At 63.1% G+C, this 17110-nt stretch carries 12 protein-coding genes; 5 read left to right on the forward strand and 7 right to left on the reverse strand.

The annotated features are described in order from the left end of the window. Nucleotides 1–12: 12 nt before the first annotated feature. The 5 genes from rnr to QVG21_RS00140 are packed head-to-tail and all read right to left on the reverse strand — an operon-like array spanning nucleotide 13 to nucleotide 8741. Nucleotides 13–2247, reverse strand: a complete 2235-nt coding sequence (rnr, locus tag QVG21_RS00120; RefSeq protein WP_287920877.1) for a ribonuclease R — start codon at nucleotides 2245–2247, stop codon at nucleotides 13–15. Beyond that, on the reverse strand, nucleotides 2244–3356 hold the full coding sequence (locus tag QVG21_RS00125; RefSeq protein WP_287920880.1) for a M20 family metallopeptidase: 1113 nt from the start codon (nucleotides 3354–3356) through the stop codon (nucleotides 2244–2246). Before QVG21_RS00125 ends, rnr begins: the two co-directional genes overlap by 4 nt. Before the next feature lie 3 nt (nucleotides 3357–3359). Then, nucleotides 3360–4325, reverse strand: a complete 966-nt coding sequence (locus QVG21_RS00130; RefSeq protein WP_287920882.1) for a methylenetetrahydrofolate reductase — start codon at nucleotides 4323–4325, stop codon at nucleotides 3360–3362. Next, nucleotides 4322–7930: a methionine synthase gene (metH, locus tag QVG21_RS00135; protein ID WP_287920885.1), complete on the reverse strand. Its 3609-nt coding sequence runs from the start codon at nucleotides 7928–7930 to the stop codon at nucleotides 4322–4324. The genes QVG21_RS00130 and metH overlap by 4 nt, the downstream gene beginning before the upstream one ends. A 1-nt stretch (nucleotide 7931) precedes the next feature. Next, complete coding sequence (locus tag QVG21_RS00140; protein WP_287920888.1) at nucleotides 7932–8741, reverse strand: glutaminyl-peptide cyclotransferase; 810 nt, start codon at nucleotides 8739–8741, stop codon at nucleotides 7932–7934. A gap of 237 nt (nucleotides 8742–8978) precedes the next feature. Between QVG21_RS00140 and QVG21_RS00145 the strand changes: the two genes are divergently transcribed. The 4 genes from QVG21_RS00145 (at nucleotide 8979) to QVG21_RS00160 (ending at nucleotide 14485) form a co-directional block, all read left to right on the forward strand. Next, the gene (locus QVG21_RS00145; protein ID WP_251214341.1) at nucleotides 8979–10304 is read left to right on the forward strand and encodes a trigger factor; all 1326 of its coding nucleotides are present in this window, start codon (nucleotides 8979–8981) and stop codon (nucleotides 10302–10304) included. 89 nt (nucleotides 10305–10393) lie between these two features. Next, complete coding sequence (gene clpP, locus QVG21_RS00150) at nucleotides 10394–11065, forward strand: ATP-dependent Clp endopeptidase proteolytic subunit ClpP (protein ID WP_251214342.1); 672 nt, start codon at nucleotides 10394–10396, stop codon at nucleotides 11063–11065. Beyond that, a complete protein-coding gene (gene clpX, locus QVG21_RS00155) occupies nucleotides 11062–12339 on the forward strand; it encodes an ATP-dependent Clp protease ATP-binding subunit ClpX (RefSeq protein WP_275556998.1) in 1278 nt (425 codons plus the stop codon). Before clpP ends, clpX begins: the two co-directional genes overlap by 4 nt. Before the next feature lie 109 nt (nucleotides 12340–12448). After that, complete coding sequence (locus tag QVG21_RS00160) at nucleotides 12449–14485, forward strand: transketolase family protein (RefSeq protein WP_287920897.1); 2037 nt, start codon at nucleotides 12449–12451, stop codon at nucleotides 14483–14485. A 235-nt stretch (nucleotides 14486–14720) separates the two neighbouring features. On the opposite strand, the gene ung is transcribed toward QVG21_RS00160, so the two are convergent. Next, the gene (ung, locus tag QVG21_RS00165; protein ID WP_287920900.1) at nucleotides 14721–15383 is read right to left on the reverse strand and encodes a uracil-DNA glycosylase; all 663 of its coding nucleotides are present in this window, start codon (nucleotides 15381–15383) and stop codon (nucleotides 14721–14723) included. An 86-nt stretch (nucleotides 15384–15469) separates the two neighbouring features. Between ung and QVG21_RS00170 the strand changes: the two genes are divergently transcribed. Then, on the forward strand, nucleotides 15470–16558 hold the full coding sequence (locus QVG21_RS00170; RefSeq protein ID WP_287920902.1) for an alkaline phosphatase: 1089 nt from the start codon (nucleotides 15470–15472) through the stop codon (nucleotides 16556–16558). A gap of 64 nt (nucleotides 16559–16622) precedes the next feature. On the opposite strand, the gene QVG21_RS00175 is transcribed toward QVG21_RS00170, so the two are convergent. After that, nucleotides 16623–17045 carry an energy transducer TonB gene (locus tag QVG21_RS00175; protein ID WP_287920904.1) on the reverse strand — a complete coding sequence of 141 codons (423 nt, stop codon included), beginning with the start codon at nucleotides 17043–17045 and terminating at the stop codon, nucleotides 16623–16625. Nucleotides 17046–17110: the final 65 nt, after the last annotated feature.

Here is a 17110-nt window from a genome sequence, read left to right on the forward strand (position 1 = left end):
GTGGCGAAACGGTTATTTTGTTGTTCTTCGTACTGCCTTTTTTGCGCCATAGTGTGGAACCGGGGCATTTTTGAGCGATGTTTTTTTTGTTGCGGGCAGCAGCAGGTCGAAATCGAGCTGCCGTTTCTGGAGGTCGGCGCGCTTGATGCGGATGCGCACGGGGTCGCCCAGGGTCATGCGGAGCCCCGTCGAACGCCCGACTATCTCGTAGCGCTGTTCGTCGAAGTCGAAGAAGTCGCCCTCGACGTCGCGCAGGAACGACATGCCCTCGATATGCGTTTCGTCCAGCTCGACGTAGACGCCCCATTCGGTCAGCCCCGAGATATGGCCCTCGAACTCCTCGCCGATGCGCTCTTTCATGAATTCGACCATCTTGTATTTGATCGAGGCCCGTTCGGCTTCGGCGGCGATTACTTCGCGTTCCGACGCCCGCACGCAGAGTTCTTCGAGCGCCTGCTTGTCGGCCGACTTGCCGCCGCCGAGGTAGCGGGCAAGCAGGCGGTGGACCATCATGTCGGGGTAGCGGCGGATGGGCGAGGTGAAGTGGGTGTAGTAGGGGAAGGCCAGACCGTAGTGGCCGATGTTGTCGGTGGTGTAGAACGCCTTGGCCATCGAGCGCACGGCCATCGTCGTGACGGCGTTTTCTTCGGTCGAGCCTTTGATTTTTGCGAAGAGCTTGTTCATTTCGCGGGCGACGGCACGGCCTTTCGAGGCTTTGAAAAGGATGCCGAAGCGCAGGATGAACTGGCGGAAGCGGTCGAGCTTCTCCTCGCTCGGGGTGTCGTGGACGCGGTAGACCATCGTCCGGGGCGTCCTGCGGCCGTTGGCGTCGACGCGGTGGCTGCAAAATTCGGCGACACGGCGGTTGGCCAGCAGCATGAATTCCTCGATCATCTGGTTCGATTCCTTCTGTTCCTTGAAGCAGACGCCGATGGGGCGGCCCGTTTCGTCCAGCTGGAATTTCATTTCTTCGCGCTCGAAGCTGATGGCGCCGTTCCTGAAGCGCTGGCGGCGCAGTTCTTGGGCCAGCCGGTTGAGGGTCAGCACCTCCTCGGCATAGTCGCCGCGCCCCGTTTCGATGATTTCCTGCGCTTCGGCGTAGGTGAAACGGCGGTCGGAGTGGATGACCGTGCGGCCGAACCATTCGTCGAGAATGTCGAGATTCTCGTTGAGGGTGAAGACCGCCGAGAAGCAAAGGCTGTCTTCGTCGGGCCGCAGCGAGCAGAGTTCGTTGGAGAGCCGTTCGGGCAGCATCGGCACGGTGCGGTCGACCAGATAGACCGACGTGCCGCGTTCGACGGCTTCGTCGTCGATGACCGAGTGCGGCCGGACGTAGTGCGTCACGTCGGCGATGTGCACGCCGATTTCCCACACACCGTCGCGGACGCGGCGCACCGACAACGCGTCGTCGAAGTCCTTGGCGTCGGCCGGGTCGACGGTGAAAGTGGTCGTCGCGCGGAAGTCGCGCCGGGCAGCGATTTCCTGTTCGGTGATGCGGCCGTCGATGGTTTCGGCGGCGTGTTCGACCTCCGGCTCGAAGCGGTAGGGGAGTTCGTATTCGGAGAGAATGGCGTGCATCTCGGTGTCGTTCTGCCCGGCCATGCCCAGCACTTCGACCAGCTCGCCCACGGGGCTCTTGCTGCCGGGCTGCCAGTCGACGATGCGCACGACGACTTTTTCGCCCTCGCGCACGCCGGGGTTTTCGCGCTTGGAGAGGTAGATGTCCATCGGCATCTTGCGCGAATCGGCCCGCACGAATATCTGGTGGGCGCCCACCTCGGCCACGCCGACGTAGGGTTTGCGGCTGCGCTCGACGATGCGGGTGACTTCGCCCTCCAGCTTGCCGTTGTGGCCGCGGTGCATGACGACTATTTCGACCCGGTCGCCGTCGAGTGCGTTGGCCGTGTTGCGCTGGTTCACGAAGACGTCGCTTTCCAGCCCCTCGACCCGCACGTAGAGGGAGCCGCTGGCCGTCATGTCGGCGCGCCCCTCGTAGCGGGGCAGGTGGCAGCGCGTGAGGCGGTATTTCTCGCGGGCGCATTCTTCGACGATGCCTTCGTCGTAGAGCCGGTCGAGGACGGCCAGCGTTTCGCGTCGGCCCTCCTTGGTGGCGCCGCCCGAAGCCGACGCGAGGTGTTTGAGCGAAAACTTATTGTTGGGGAATTCGCGCAGCAGGCTCAGAATCATCGAAGCCCGGTCGCTGTTTTTCGTCCGTTTGGCAGGACGCTGTTTTTTTGTCTGTTTCATGGTTCGTTGAGAATTTGCAGGGCCAGGCTTCGCATGAAGTCCGTGCCCGCTTCGAGCGCCCGTTCGTCGGGCGCGAAAGTGCCCGTGTGGGGGCGTCCGGCCGCGGCGCCTACGCCCAGCCGGTAGAAAAGCGCAGGGTAGCGCCGGCAGTAGAATCCGAAATCCTCGGCCGTGGTGCGCAGGGGCAGCATTTCGGTGTGCAGTCCGAGCGCCGCGGCCTGCGCGGCGGCCAGTCCGACCAGCCGGGAATCGTTGACGACCGGGGGATAGCCGTGGTTGATGTCGACAGCCGTTTTCGTGCCGTGGCGGGCATCGGTGGCGGCGGCGAGTTCGGCGATGCGGCTGTGGGCGGCTGTGCGGTCGGCTTCGTCGAAAGTGCGGAGGGTCCCCTCCATGTATACCTCGTCGGGCACAACGTTGGTGGCGCCCGCCGCTTCGATGCGGCCGATGGAGAGTACGCGCTCCGGTTCGTTGAGGTCCAGCAGCGCCGTTGCGAGTTCGGCGGCGGCCGCTACGGGGTCTTTCAGCTGGCCGCGCAGAGCTCCGTGGCCGCCCGTCCCCTGCACGCAGAAGCGCAGTTCGTCGCTGGCGGCCATGTATTTCCCGGCGCGGAATCCGAGGGTCCCGACTTCCAGCTGCGGCTCCACATGTTCGCCGACGACGGCCCGGACGTCGCAGCCCTCGAACGGATTTTCGGCCAGCACCAGCGAAGCGCCGCCGGGGTTGCACTCCTCGCCGGGCTGGAACAGCCCGAAGACCGTGCCGCAGAAATCGGGTGCGGCGGCCAGCCGGAGCAGCGTCCCGTAGAGCACGGCGGCGTGCATGTCGTGGCCGCAGGCGTGCATGACCCCGGGATTCCCGGACGCGTAGGGCAGCCCGGTCCGCTCCTCGACGGGCAGGGCGTCGATGTCGGCCCGCAGCACCACGGTCCGGCGGTCGTCGCAGGGGATGCGGCCCTCGATGCGTGCAAGAACCCCCGTGCCGGCTATCGGACGATGTTCGATACCTGCGGCGGCCAGCTGCGCGGAAATGAAAGCCGCGGTCTCCCGCTCCCGGAACGAGAGCTCGGGGTGGGCGTGCAGATGACGGCGGAAAGCGACGGTATCCATTTTTCAAAAGACGGTTTTGGCGATTTCGATGATGTTTTCGGCCTTGCCCATCGGGTAGTAGTGGAGCACGGGTACGCCCGCGGCCTTGAGCTCGCGGCTTTGGGCGATGGCCCATTCGGTGCCGATGCGGCGCACGGCAGCTTTGTCGTCCTGGTGGGCCAGCACTTCGCGCCGGAGTTCCTCGGGGATGCGGCAGCCGAAGGTCTCGGGCAGCAGCGTGAGGTGGCGCACCGTGGAAAGCGGTTTGATGCCCGGGATGACAGGGACCGTAATCCCGGCTTCGCGGCAGCGGCGCACGAAGTCGAAGAAGCAGGCGTTGTCGTAGAACAGCTGGGTCACGATGTAGTCGGCTCCGGCGTCGATTTTGGCTTTGAGGAACTGCATGTCGGCTTCGGGCGACGGGGCTTCGGGATGGGTCTCGGGATAGCCTGCCACACCGACCGAGAACCGGGAGTGGTGGCACACCTCCACCTCGCCGTCGACGAATTCGCCGCGGTTCATGCCCGCAATCTGCCGCACGAGGCCGGCCGCGTGGGCGTGGCCCTGGGGGTGGGGCGCGAACCGCTCCTCGCTCTGCGACTTGTCGCCGCGCAGGGCCAGCACGCTGTGGAGCCCCAGGAAATCCATGTCGATCAGGGCGTCTTCGATGTCGTAGCGCGACAGGCCGCCGCAGATGAGGTGGGGCACCGTTTCGACGCCGTACTTCTTGCGGATGGCGGCCGAAATGCCCACCGTGCCGGGACGCCGCCGCACGACATGGCGCTCGGTCCGTCCGTCGGGCAAAAGGGTCTGTTTGAGCCCCTCGCGGTGGAACGTCACGTTGATGTAGGCCGGGTCGAACTCCACGAGCGGGTCGATGGCCGCGAAGGTGCCGCCCATGCCGTCTCCCTTGAGGGGCGGCAGGAGCTCGAACGCAAAGCGGGTTTTGTGCTGGGCCAGCGCGCTGTGGATGATGTCGGTTGCGTTCATAGGTTGTCGGGTATGACTTTGCGCAGCTCGTCGGGTTCGAGCCCGCGGCGCCGGGCGTAGTCGGCGAACTGCTCCTTGTCGACGGGTCCCACGGCGAAATAGTCGGCGTCGGCGAAAAAGAGCCCGCAGAGCGCTTCGCCGGGGTCGATCATGTGGTTTTCGGTGAGCTTCATGGCGGTGGTGACTTCGGCCGCGAGCAGGTCGAAGACCTCGCGTTTGAGCGTGTGGTCGGGCGACGCGGGGTAGCCGAAAGCCATGCGGCGGCCGCGGTAGCTGCCACGGACGACCTGCGCGGGGGCGGGCATCGGGTCGGTTTCGTAACCCCACATTCGGCGCCGGACGAAAAGGTGGACCGCCTCGGCGAAGGCTTCGGTCAGCCGGTCGGCCAGCAGTTTGGCCATGATGGCCGAATAGTCGTCGCCCGCGTCGCGGAACTTGGCGGCGAGTTCCTTGAGCCCGATGCCCGCCGTGAGGGCAAAGCAGCCTATCCAGTCGCCCGAGGGGGCGATGAAGTCGGCCAGCGAGCGGTTGTCGGCGCCGCGCGTCTGGTTGCGCAGCATGGCCAGCCGGTGTTCGCGCCCCTTGGGGTCGGTCACGACGATGTCGTCGCCCTCGGACCGGGCGGGGAAGATGCCGACGACGCCTTGGAGCGTCAGCAGCCGCTCATCGCGGATGCGGGCCAGCAGGGCCTGCGCGTCGGCGAAGAGCTTGCGCGCTTCGGCCCCCTTTTCGGGGTGGTCGAGCACCTCGGGATAGCGGCCCGGGAGGTCCCAGCCTGCGAAGAAGAAACTCCAGTCGATATAGGGTTCGGCGTCGGCCACGTCGAAGTCGGGGAAGACCATGCGCCCCGGGTGGAGCGGCACGACGGGCGTATGGACGGCGGCGGGCCTGTTTTTGCGCGCTTCGGCCAGCGGCAGCAGGTTTCGTGCCTTTTCGGCGCTGCGGAACTGCTCGCGCAGGGTCTCCTGCTCGCTGCGGATGCGGGCTTCGTAGGCGGCGCGGCCGGGACCGAGCAGCGAAGCGAGTATCTGTGTGTTGCGGCTGGCGTCGGGCGAGCGGACGACCGTGCCCGAATAGACCGGGGCGATGCGCACGGCTGTGTGCATGTCGGAGGTGGTGGCGCCACCGATAAGAACGGGGATGCGCGACCCGCGGCGCTCCAGCTCCTCGCAGACGTGCGCCATTTCGTCGAGCGAGGGGGTGATCAGACCGCTCAGACAGATGCAGTCGGCGCCCCATGCTTCGGCTTCGTCGGCGATGCGCTGCGGATCGACCATCACGCCCAGGTCACGGATGGCGTAGCCGTTGCAGGCCATGACGACTGAAACGATGTTCTTGCCGATGTCGTGAACGTCGCCTTTGACGGTGGCTATCAGCACCTTGCCCGCCGAGTGCGACTGCCCGGCGCTCTGCTCGATGTAGGGGGTGAGGGCTGCTACGGCGCGCTTCATCACGCGGGCCGTTTTGACCACCTGCGGCAGGAACATCTTGCCCTCGCCGAAAAGGGTGCCGACCTGCTCCATGGCGGGCATCAGCAGGCTGTCGATGACGGCCATGGGCGAACCCAGCCCGCGGCAGGCTTCGAGCGCGTCCTCCTCGATATGGTCGGCGATGCCCCGGAGCATGGCGTATCCGATTCGTTCCCGGAGCGTTCCGGCGCGCCATGCGTCGGTGGGCTGCGGTCTGGTTTCGGCGTCCTGCCGCACCTGCTGGGCATATTCGGCCAGCCGCTCGGCCGCATCGGGGCGGCGGCAGAGGATGACATCCTCGACCCGTTCCAGCAGCCCGGGCTCGATGTCGCTGTAGACCCGGAGCATCTGCGGATTGACGATGCCCATGTCCATTCCGGCGGCGATGGCGTGGCAGAGGAACGCCGAGTGCATCGCTTCGCGCACGGCGTTGTTGCCGCGGAACGCGAACGAGAGGTTCGACACCCCGCCCGAGACCTTGGCGTGGGGCAGATTCTGCTTGATCCACCGCGTGGCGTCAATGAACGCCTTGGCATAACCGTCGTGCTCGGCGATTCCGGTGGCGACGGCCAGGATGTTGGGGTCGAATACGATCTCTTCGGCCGGGAATCCGCTGGCTGTGAGCAGGTCGTAGGCGCGGCGGGCCACCTCGATTTTGCGCTCGTAGGTGTCGGCCTGCCCGCGCTCGTCGAAAAGCATCACGACGGCCGCGGCGCCGTAGCGGCGGATTTCGCGGGCCCGGCGCAGGAATTCCTCTTCGCCCTCCTTGAGCGAAACGGAGTTGACGATGGCTTTGCCCTGCGTGACTTCGAGCCCGGCCACGAGCACTTCCCACTTGGAGGAATCTATCATGACCGGCACGCGGGCGATTTCGGGCTCCGAAGCCATCAGGTTCAGGAACGTGCGCATGGCGGCCGGACCGTCTATCAGCCCGTCGTCCATGCAGACGTCGATGATCTGCGCCCCGGCTTCGACCTGCGCGCGCGCCACCGAAAGGGCTTCTTCGTAGTTGCCCTCGCGGATGAGCCGCGCGAACTTGGCCGAACCGGCCACGTTGGTCCGCTCGCCGACGTTGATGAAGTTGGCTTCGGGAACGATGCGCAGGGGCTCCAAGCCGCTCAATATGGTCTCGTGTCTGGGCGTGGGCAGGGGGCGCGGCGTGTAGCCGCCCACGATTTTCTGCAACTCGAAGATGTGTTCGGGCGTGGTGCCGCAGCAGCCGCCGACGATGTTGACCAGCCCGCGCCGGAGGTATTCGCCCACGTCCTCGGCGAACATGGCGGGTGTTTCGTCGTAGCCGCCCATGACGTTGGGCAGTCCGGCGTTGGGATGGGCCGAAATGCGGAACGGCGCCACGGCGGCCAGCCGCTCTAAGTAGGGCAGCATCTGTTTGGCTCCGTAGGCGCAGTTGAAGCCCACGGAGAGCAGCCGGGCGTGCGAGACCGAAGCGCAGAAAGCCTCGACGGTCTGCCCCGAGAGGGTGCGGCCGCTGGCGTCGGCCAACGTGCCCGAGAGCATGGCGGGAATGTCGCGGCCCAGCTCCTCGGAGAGCCGGTCGACCGCGTAGAGCGCCGCCTTGGCGTTGAGTGTGTCGAAGACCGTTTCGATAAGCAGGACATCGGCGCCGCCGTCCAGAAGACCGCGCGCCTGCTCGGTGTAGGCGTCGGCCAGCTGGCGGAACGTCACCTCGCGGGCCGCCGGATTGGCCACGTCGGCCGAGATGGAGGCGGTGCGGTTGGTGGGTCCCATCGACCCGGCGACGAACCGGGGTTTCCGGGGGTTGCGGGCCGTGAATTCGTCGGCCGCACTCCGGGCGAGGGCCGCCGCCGCGCGCGAAATCTCGCGGGCGTACTCCTCCAATCCGTAGTCCTTGAGCGAAATGGCGTTGGCGTTGAACGAATCGGTGGTCACGATGTCGGCGCCTGCCGCCAGGTATTTTTCGTGGACAGCCCTCACCGCTTCGGGCTGTGTGAGGACCAGCAGGTCGTTGCAGCCGCGCAGCCGCACGGGCCACTCGCGGAACCGCTCGCCGCGGTAATCTTCTTCGGTGAAACCGTATTGCTGAATCATCGTGCCCAACCCGCCGTCCAAGAGCAGGATGCGCGATTCCAGGAGCTGTTCGAGCGTCGCGGCCATGTTACTTGCGGATGATTTCGATTTCAAAAATCCGGCTCCAGTTCTTGCCCGTCACGAAGATGCGCTTGCCCTCGGCGTCGTAGGCGATGCCGTTGAGCACGTCGGTTTCGGGGCCGTGTTCGGATTCGGGCAGGATGCCTGCGAGGTCGACCACCCCCTCGACGATGCCCGTAGCCGGGTCGATGATGACGATTTGCTCGGTGGTGTAGACGTTGGCCCAGATTTTACCCTCGATCCACTCCAGTTCGTTGAGGTAGTCGACGGGCTGTCCCTTGTAGGTGACGGTCGTGCGCTTCTCGCGCCGGAAAGTCGCGGGGTCGACCGTATGGATGCGGGCCGAACCGTCGGACATGTAGAGCTTCTGCCCGTCGGTGGTCAGTCCCCATCCCTCGCCGGGGTAGCGGAAGTCGCGGAGCTTCCGCATGGTGGCCGCGTCGTAGACGTGGCAGGTGTTGGCGTGCCAGGTCAGCTGGTAGAGCCTGCCGTCGAGCAGGGCGATTCCCTCGCCGAACTCCGAACGCGGCAGGCGCGCCACCGTCCGGCTGCGGCCTGTGGCAAGGTCGGTCTTGCGGACGACCGACTGCCCGTACTGGCCCGTTCCCTCCCAAAGGATGCCGTCGGCGTACTGCAACCCCTGCGTGTAGGCGTCGGTGGGGTGGGGGTAGGCAGCCTTGATGCGGTAAGTGTATTCGGCGGGTTCGCTCTGCCGTGGGGCTGCCGGTGCGGCGGGCGCGGAGCCGCTGCGGGCGGCGCTGCCACCGCAGGCGGCCGGCAAAACAGCCAGCAGGGCGAACATGAAAGTGCTTTTCATCGGTTGAAGCTAATATAAATAATGTGCAAAGGTAAGGATAATCCGGTTAAGATTAGGTACGTTGCCATGGGAAAATGCGGACAAGTTCGCTTTTGCTTGGCTTTTGGTACATTGGCTTTGCCGAGACAGTGCGCCTCGGGAAAATGCAAACAAGTTTGCTTTTCCGCTCGGCTTTTAGTATCTTTGGCCCCGATTGCGAGGAAGAAACGAAAGAAAAATAGATACAATAACCTGACTATGAAGATCGTAAGAGAACAACGCGACGGGGGCAGCTCGCTGCTCCGCATCAAGGTCGGCGAAACCGACTACGCCCAGGAAGTGGAGAAGGCGCTGCGCGACTACCGCCGCAAGGCCAACATTCCGGGCTTCCGTCCCGGCATGGTGCCCATGGGAATCGTCAAGAAGATGTACGGCAAGGGCGTAGTGGCCGAGCAGTCGTACCGCATGGCGTCGAACGCCGCTTTCGACTACCTCCAGAAAGAGAAGATCGACTACCTGGGCGACGTCATCCCGTCGGACGAGCAGGGCGGTTTCGACTTCGAGAACGGCAAGGAATTCGAGTTCGTCTTCGAGTTCGGCGAAGCTCCCGAAATCAAGCTCGACCTGACCGACAAGGACAAGGTGACCTACAACCGCATCAAGGTCGACAAGAAGATGCACGACGACTACCGCTCGAACTTCCTGCGCCGCTTCGGCCGCCTGGTCGACACCGAGAAGGTGACCGCCGACGAAGCGCTGGGCGTGACGCTCGACAACGGCGACATGAACGTGGCCGATGCCTACGTGGGGCTTATCTCGATGTCGGAGGAGGAGCGCAAGCCTTTCATCGGCAAGAAGGTGGGCGACAAGATGGAGGTCAACATCAACGAACTCTACAAGAACCCGTCGCAGCGTGCCGCCGTACTTCAGGTCAAGCAGGACGAGCTGGAGGGCATCAAACCCGAATTCTCGCTCGAAATCACCAAAATCCGCAAGTTCGCCGAGCCGGAGCTGAACGAAGAGTTCTTCAAGATGGCTTTCCCGGGCGGCAACGTGGCCGACGAAGCCGGGCTGGACAAGTTCGTGGATGAAGAAATCGCCAAGGAGCTCGCCCGCGAAAGCGACTACCTGTTCACGCTTCAGCTGCGCGACTATCTGATTAAGAAAGCCGGGCTGAAGATGCCCGAGGAGTTCCTCAAGCGCTGGCTCTACACCATCAACGAGGGCAAGTTCACGATGGAGGAAATCGGCAAGGACTTCGACCAGTTCCTGAAGATGTTCACGTGGAACTACCTCCAGAAGCACTTCATCCAGACGGAGAAAATCGCCGTGTCGAAGGAAGAGGCCGTGGCCGAAGCCAAGGCGCTGGCCGCCGCGCAGTTCGCCCAGTACGGCATGCCCTCGGCGCCGGACGACATGCTGGCCGGCTACGCCGAAAAGATTCTCGCCGACAAGGACCAGGGACAGAAAATCTACGAGAAGCTGTTCGAGACGAAGGTCGTCGAAGCCGTCAAGGGCAAAGTCAAGGTGACGGAAAAGGCCGTTTCTGCCGACGATTTCGCCAAATTGGCAAAGGAGATTTAGTTTTTCGCAGGAAAAACCCATCTTCGGACTTTGCAGGCGTGATGTTTGCAAAGTCCTTTTTTTGAGTGTGAACCGTATATCCAAGCATTATGTCCGAATTCGAGAAATACGCCCGCGGGAAGTGCGGCATCAGTTCGCTGAAACTTCATGACTACCAGTCCGTCTGCGAGGCTTATGTGTCGCCTACCATCATCGAGGAGCGCCAGCTGAACATCGCTACGATGGACGTCTTTTCGCGGTTGATGATGGACCGCATCATCTTCCTCGGCGCCCCCATCTACGACGATGCCGCCAACATCATCCAGGCGCAGCTGCTCTTTCTGGAGTCGGTCGACCCCGAGAAAGACATTCAGATTTATATCAATTCGCCCGGCGGGTCGGTCTCGGCGGGGCTGGGCATCTACGATACCATGCAGCTCGTGGCGTCCGACGTGGCGACCATCTGCACCGGGCTCGCCGCTTCGATGGGCGCCGTGCTGCTCACGGCCGGGGCTCCCGGCAAGCGTTCGGCGCTGCCCCATTCGCGGGTGATGATCCACCAGCCGCTGGGCGGGGCGCAGGGGCAGGCCTCCGACATCGAGATCACGGCGCGCGAAATCATGAAGACCAAGCGCGAGCTGTACGAGATTCTTGCGGCCCATTCGGGCGTCTCGGTCAAGAAAATCGAGCGCGACGCCGACCGCGACTACTGGCTTTCGGCCCGCGAAGCCCGCGACTACGGGCTCATCGACGAAGTGCTCTCCAAACGTGAAAAACAATGACGCAAAACCGACACAACGGCCGCCACGGCGGCGATAACCCCAACGACTGCTGCTCGTTCTGCGGCGCGCGGCGCGACGACGTGGAGCTGATGTTCCAGGGCTCCGACGGTGCCAACATCTGCAACAAGTGCATCGAGAACGGCTACAAGATTCTGGAGGACAACAACCTTTTCGCCGAGCGGCACCAGGGTGCGGCGGCTCCGTTCCGCAGGGAGGACCTGCTGAAGCCTGCGCAAATCAAGGATTTCCTCGACCAGTACGTCATCGGGCAGGACGCCGCCAAGCGTTACCTTTCGGTGGCGGTCTACAACCATTATAAGCGCCTTTTGTTCCCCTCCAAGGAGAACGAGGTCGAAATCGACAAGTCGAATGTCGTGCTCGTAGGTCCTACGGGTACGGGCAAGACCCTCATGGCCCGGACCATCGCCCGGCTGCTGAAAGTGCCTTTCACCATCGTCGACGCTACGGTGCTCACCGAGGCCGGGTATGTCGGCGAGGACGTCGAGAGCATCCTCTCGCGGCTGTTGCAGGTAGCCGACTACAATGTGGAGCTGGCCGAGCGGGGCATCGTCTTCATCGACGAAATCGACAAGATAGCCCGCAAGGGCGACAACCCCTCCATCACGCGCGACGTTTCGGGCGAGGGCGTGCAGCAGGCGCTGCTCAAGCTCCTGGAGGGGACTGTGGTCAACGTGCCGCCGCAGGGCGGGCGCAAGCACCCCGACCAGAAATTCATCCAGGTCAACACGCGCAACATCCTCTTCATCTGCGGCGGGGCGTTCGACGGCATCGAACGCAAGATCGCCCAGCGGCTCAACACCCGGGCCGTGGGCTACGGCCGCAGCGAAAGTTCGCGCATCGACCGCAGCAACCTGATGCAGTACGTCACGCCGCAGGACCTCAAGTCGTTCGGGCTCATTCCCGAACTGGTGGGGCGTCTGCCGGTGCTGACCTACATGCAGCCGCTCGACCGCGAGGCCCTGCGCCGGATTCTGACCGAGCCCAAGAACGCCATCGTCAAGCAGTACGAGCGGCTCTTCGAGCTGGACGGCGTGAAGCTGAAGTTCGACGACGAGGCACTGGGCTACATCGTCGACAAGGCTGTGGAATTCAAGCTCGGAGCCCGCGGCCTGCGCTCGATTTGCGAAGCGGTCATGATGGACGCCATGTTCGACCTGCCTTCGGGCGACCAGTCGCGCTTCACGGTCACACGCCCCTACGCGACGCAAAAAATCGAGCAGGCGAATATCTGCCCGCTCAAACAGGTGGGATAGCCGCGGATTTATTGCCTTCACAAACCCCGGCAGGCTCAAATAAATTTGGTACTGCATCCGATTTGCGTTATCTTTGTTAGCGGAAAAATATCTAACAGCAATAATACCTATGTCTACGAATTCCAAACTTACGCGTGTCGCCGACAACATCCGTGTTCTGTCGGCCGCCATGGTCGAGAAAGCCAAGTCGGGGCACCCGGGCGGTGCCATGGGCGGTGCCGATTTCGTGGCCGTGCTCTTCACCGAGTTCCTGCGCTACGACCCCGACAACATGGCCTACCCCTACCGCGACCGGTTCTTTCTCGACCCGGGCCACATGTCGCCGATGCTCTATTCGACGCTGGCCCTGGCCGGGCATTATTCGGCCGAGGACCTGCAGTCGCTGCGGCAGTGGGGCAGCGTGACCCCCGGCCACCCCGAGGTGGATGTGATGCGCGGAGTGGAAAATACCTCCGGCCCGTTGGGGCAGGGGCATGCCATGGCGTTGGGCGCTGCCATTGCCGAGCGCTTCATGGTGGCCCGTTTCGGCGAGTGGATGGCCCACAAGACCTACGCCTATATCTCCGACGGCGGTGTCGAGGAGGAAATTTCGCAGGGGGTGGGCCGCATCGCCGGGCACCTGGGGCTCGCGAATTTCATCATGTACTACGATTCCAACAACATCCAGCTCTCGACCAAGGTCGAGGAGGTCGACACCGAGAACGTCGCCCAGAAGTACGAGGCTTGGGGTTGGAACGTGCTGACGGTCGACGGGCATGACATCGACAAGCTGCGCGAAGCGCTCGTCGTGGCCCATTCCGAGACCGAGCGGCCGACGCTCATCATCGGCCGCACGACGATGGGCAAGGGGGCTGTGGCCGCCGACGGGTCGTGCTACGAGGACAAGGTTTCGACCCACGGCCAGCCGCTGTCGGCCGCCGGAGCCGATCTGGCCGCCACCATCCGCAACCTCGGCGGCGACCCCGAGCAGCCGTTCGCGTTCTTCGAGGAGAGCCGCGAGGTGTTCGGCGCCCGCCGCGAAGCGCTCAAGACATGGGCCGCCGAGCAGGCCAAGGTCGAAAAGTCGTGGCGTCAGTCGCACAAGGAGCTGGCGCACAAGCTCGATAAGTTCCTCAAGGGCGAGTTGCCCGAAATCGACTACAAGGCGGTCGACATGAAAGCCGACGTCGCTACGCGTGCCGCTTCGGCGACCGTGCTGAGCCTCTATGGCGAGAAAGTCGAGAACATGATCGTCGCTTCGGCCGACCTCTCCAATTCGGACAAGACCGACGGTTTCCTTAAGAAGACCAAGGCTTTCACCAAGGGCGATTTCTCGGGCAAGTTCTTCCAGGCAGGTGTCTCGGAGCTGACGATGGCTTGCGTGATGAACGGTATGGCGCTGCACGGCGGTGTCATCCCCGCTTGCGGAACGTTCTTCGTCTTCTCCGACTACATGAAACCTGCCGTGCGTCTGGCGGCGTTGATGCGCCTGCACGTCGTCTATATCTGGACCCACGATTCGTTCCGCGTCGGCGAGGACGGTCCTACGCACCAGCCCATCGAGCACGAAGCGCAGATTCGCTTGATGGAGCATCTCAAGAACCACCACGGCGAGCGTTCGATGGTCGTTCTGCGTCCCGCCGACGGCGAGGAGACGCTGATGGCGTGGAAGACCGCCATCGAGGAGCACCGCCCCGTGGCGTTGGTGCTTTCGCGGCAGAATATCAAGAATCTGCCGACGCTCAGCAGCAAGACCCGCCGCGAGGAAGCCGCGCAGGTTTCCAAGGGCGGTTACGTGGTCATGGACGCCGCCAAACCTGCCGCCGTGTTGGTGGCTACCGGTTCGGAGGTCGCTACGCTCGTCGAGGGCGCCGAGCTGCTGGCCAGGGAGGGCATCGCCGTCCGCGTGGTCAACGTGCCGTCGGAGGGTCTTTTCCGCGACCAGCCCAAGTCTTACCAAGAAAGTGTGTTGCCCGCAGGTATCGTGCGTTATGGTCTGACTTCCGGCCTGCCCGTCAACCTGCTTGGTCTGGTCGGCGATTCCGGGTTCATCCATGGGCTCGACCACTTCGGTTTCTCGGCGCCTTACAAGGTGCTCGACGAGAAGTTCGGGTTCAACGGTGAAACCGTCGCCGCCGAAGTCAAGAATTTGTTGAAGAAGAAATAGCTCTTCGGCGGCAGCGTCTTTTTAGTGCCGCCGGGGTTGGAAGATAGTTCTTCGGCGGCAGCGTCTTTTTAGTGCCGCCGGGGTTGGAAGATTGGGTTTCGGCGGCAACATTTCTGGGTGCCGCCGATATTCCGGATAGTAAAATCCCGGGCCGTTGAGGTCCGGGATTTTTGTTCGCGTCAGCCTTGTGTCGGCTGTCATTCTGAGCGTTAGCGAAGAATCTAAAACGGGATGCCTACCACACGATAGGTTCCTTTCCTACCGAGCGGAGGTATTCATTGGCGCGCGAGAAGTGGCGGCAGCCGAAGAATCCGCGGTAGACCGAGAGCGGCGAGGGGTGCACGGCCTTGAGAATGCAGTTTCGGGCCGGGTCGGCAATGGCGCCCTTGCGTTGGGCGTAGCTGCCCCAAAGCATGTAGACGATTCCTTCCTTGCGTTCGTTGATGGCCCGTACCACCGCATCCGTAAAGGTCTCCCAGCCGTGGCCTGCGTGCGAGGCCGCTTCGTGGGCCCGCACCGTCAGTACGGCGTTGAGCAGCAGGACGCCCTGTTCGGCCCAGCGGTCGAGGTTGCCTGTCGGGGGTACGGGGGTTCCCGTGTCGTCGTGTACCTCTTGGAAGATATTTTGCAGCGAGGGCGGAAAGGGCACTCCGTCGCCTACCGAGAAGCAGAGCCCGTTGGCCTGCCCGGGGCCGTGGTAGGGGTCCTGCCCGATGATGACCACCTTGAGCCGCTCGAACGGGCATTTGTCGAACGCCCGGAAGATGTTGCTGCCGCGCGGGTAGATGCGGCGCAGGGCGTATTCCTGCCGTACGAAGTCGGTCAGTTCGCGGAAATAGGGTTTCTCGAATTCGGGTGCCAGCAGTTCTTTCCAGTCGGCGGCGATTTTCACGTCCATCTTCTGCGGGTTTGAAATTTCGGTAAATATACTGAAAAGTTCGCAGAATCCTGCTAACTTTGTCTTTGCAATCTTATTTCGCAGTCATGAAAAAATTCCTCCTCGTATTGTGCGCGTCGTTTGCGGCGGCGTGCAGTTGTTTTTCCGACCGGGAGCCCGAAGTGCGCAGCATCATCTACATGATCGGCGACGGCATGGGGTTGGCGCAGGTTTCGTTGTTGCAGATCGCCAGGGATTACGAGCCTACGGCGTTCGACCGTGCGCAGGGCGTCGCCTTGATTGCCACGCGGTCGGCCAACAACCGTGTGACCGATTCGGCGGCTGCGGGTACGGCGCTCAGCAGCGGCTGCAAGACCAACAATGCCTGGCTGGGGCTCGATACGGCCGGGCGGCGGCTGGTTCCCATCGCCGAGTGCGCCCGGCAGCAGGGTATGCGGACCGGACTGGTCGTCACCAGCCACCTCTACCATGCGACGCCCGCCGCGTTCTATGCCCATGTCGCCGACCGCGACAACGTGGCGGCCATTACGGCCGATATGACTGCCAGCGGCATCGACCTGTTGATGGGCGGCGGCCGCAAGGCCCTTTCCGAGCAGCTGCCCGAGGGAGGTTCGCGTCTCGACGAATTCCGGGCCCTGGGCTACCGTGTCGTGCTGGAGCCGGAGCAGATAGATACCTTGTCGGGGTTGCCTGTCGTGGCTGCTGTGGCCGACAAGCATCTGCCCGCCATTGCCGAGCGCGGCGACTACCTGCCGCAGGCTACCCGCAAGGCGCTCGAACTGCTTTCGGCCGACAACGACGAGGGTTTCTTCTTGATGGTCGAGGGGTCGCAAATCGACATGGCCTGCCACGGCCACGACGCTATCCGTTTGTTCAACGAGATGTGCGATTTCGAGCGGGCGGTCGCTGCGGCGATGGACTTTGCCGACAGCCATCCCGGTACGCTGGTCGTCGTCACGGCCGACCACGAGACGGGCGGGCTGACGCTTCCCAGCGGTGAATCGGATTTCACGCTGCCCGATTCGGGCGTGATGGTCGAATTCTCCACAGGCGGGCATTCGGCGTCGATGGTCCCCGTCTACCTCTACGGCACGGGTGCCGACCGCATCCGCGGGCTGATGGACAATACCGGATTGGCGAACCGTATCAAGCAGCTTATCGCCGAGCGCAGGTAGTCTTCCGCCGGATTCCGGCATGAATATAGCCCCGCATTGCTCGAAACAATGCGGGGGCTTGTCCTTACAGCCGGAAATTGAGCGGCAGCGTATATTTGATGTTTACTTTCCGCCCCTCTTGAACTCCGGGTGTCCAGCTTCCGGGCGGAATATGGCTCAGTACCCGAATTACTTCGTGCGTCAGCAGGTCGTGGGGGCTCGACAGCACTTCGATTTGGGTCATCGAACCGTTTTTCGTTACCACGAAACTTACCAAAACCGATCCGCTGATTCCTCGTTTCAAGGCTGCTTGGGGATATTTCATGTGCTGGAAAATCCATGTGCGGAACTTGTTGATGCCGCCACCCTGGAACTTCGGCATCGTCTCAGCCATCAGATAGAGTTCGTCTTCTTTCGATTCTTCGCTTTCGTCCCACGCGGGCGGTATCTTCGGTTTTTCCGTGGCGGCAAGCGTGTCGCAGATCATGTGCGGAGTACCCGACGGCATCCGGATTTCTGCCGCCCGAGCCGTGCAACTGCAAAACAGGCAGAGCAAGATTCCTGTCGACAATA

This window comes from Alistipes sp. UBA6068 (genome assembly GCF_949428155.1).
Lineage (GTDB): Bacteria > Bacteroidota > Bacteroidia > Bacteroidales > Rikenellaceae > Alistipes > Alistipes muris.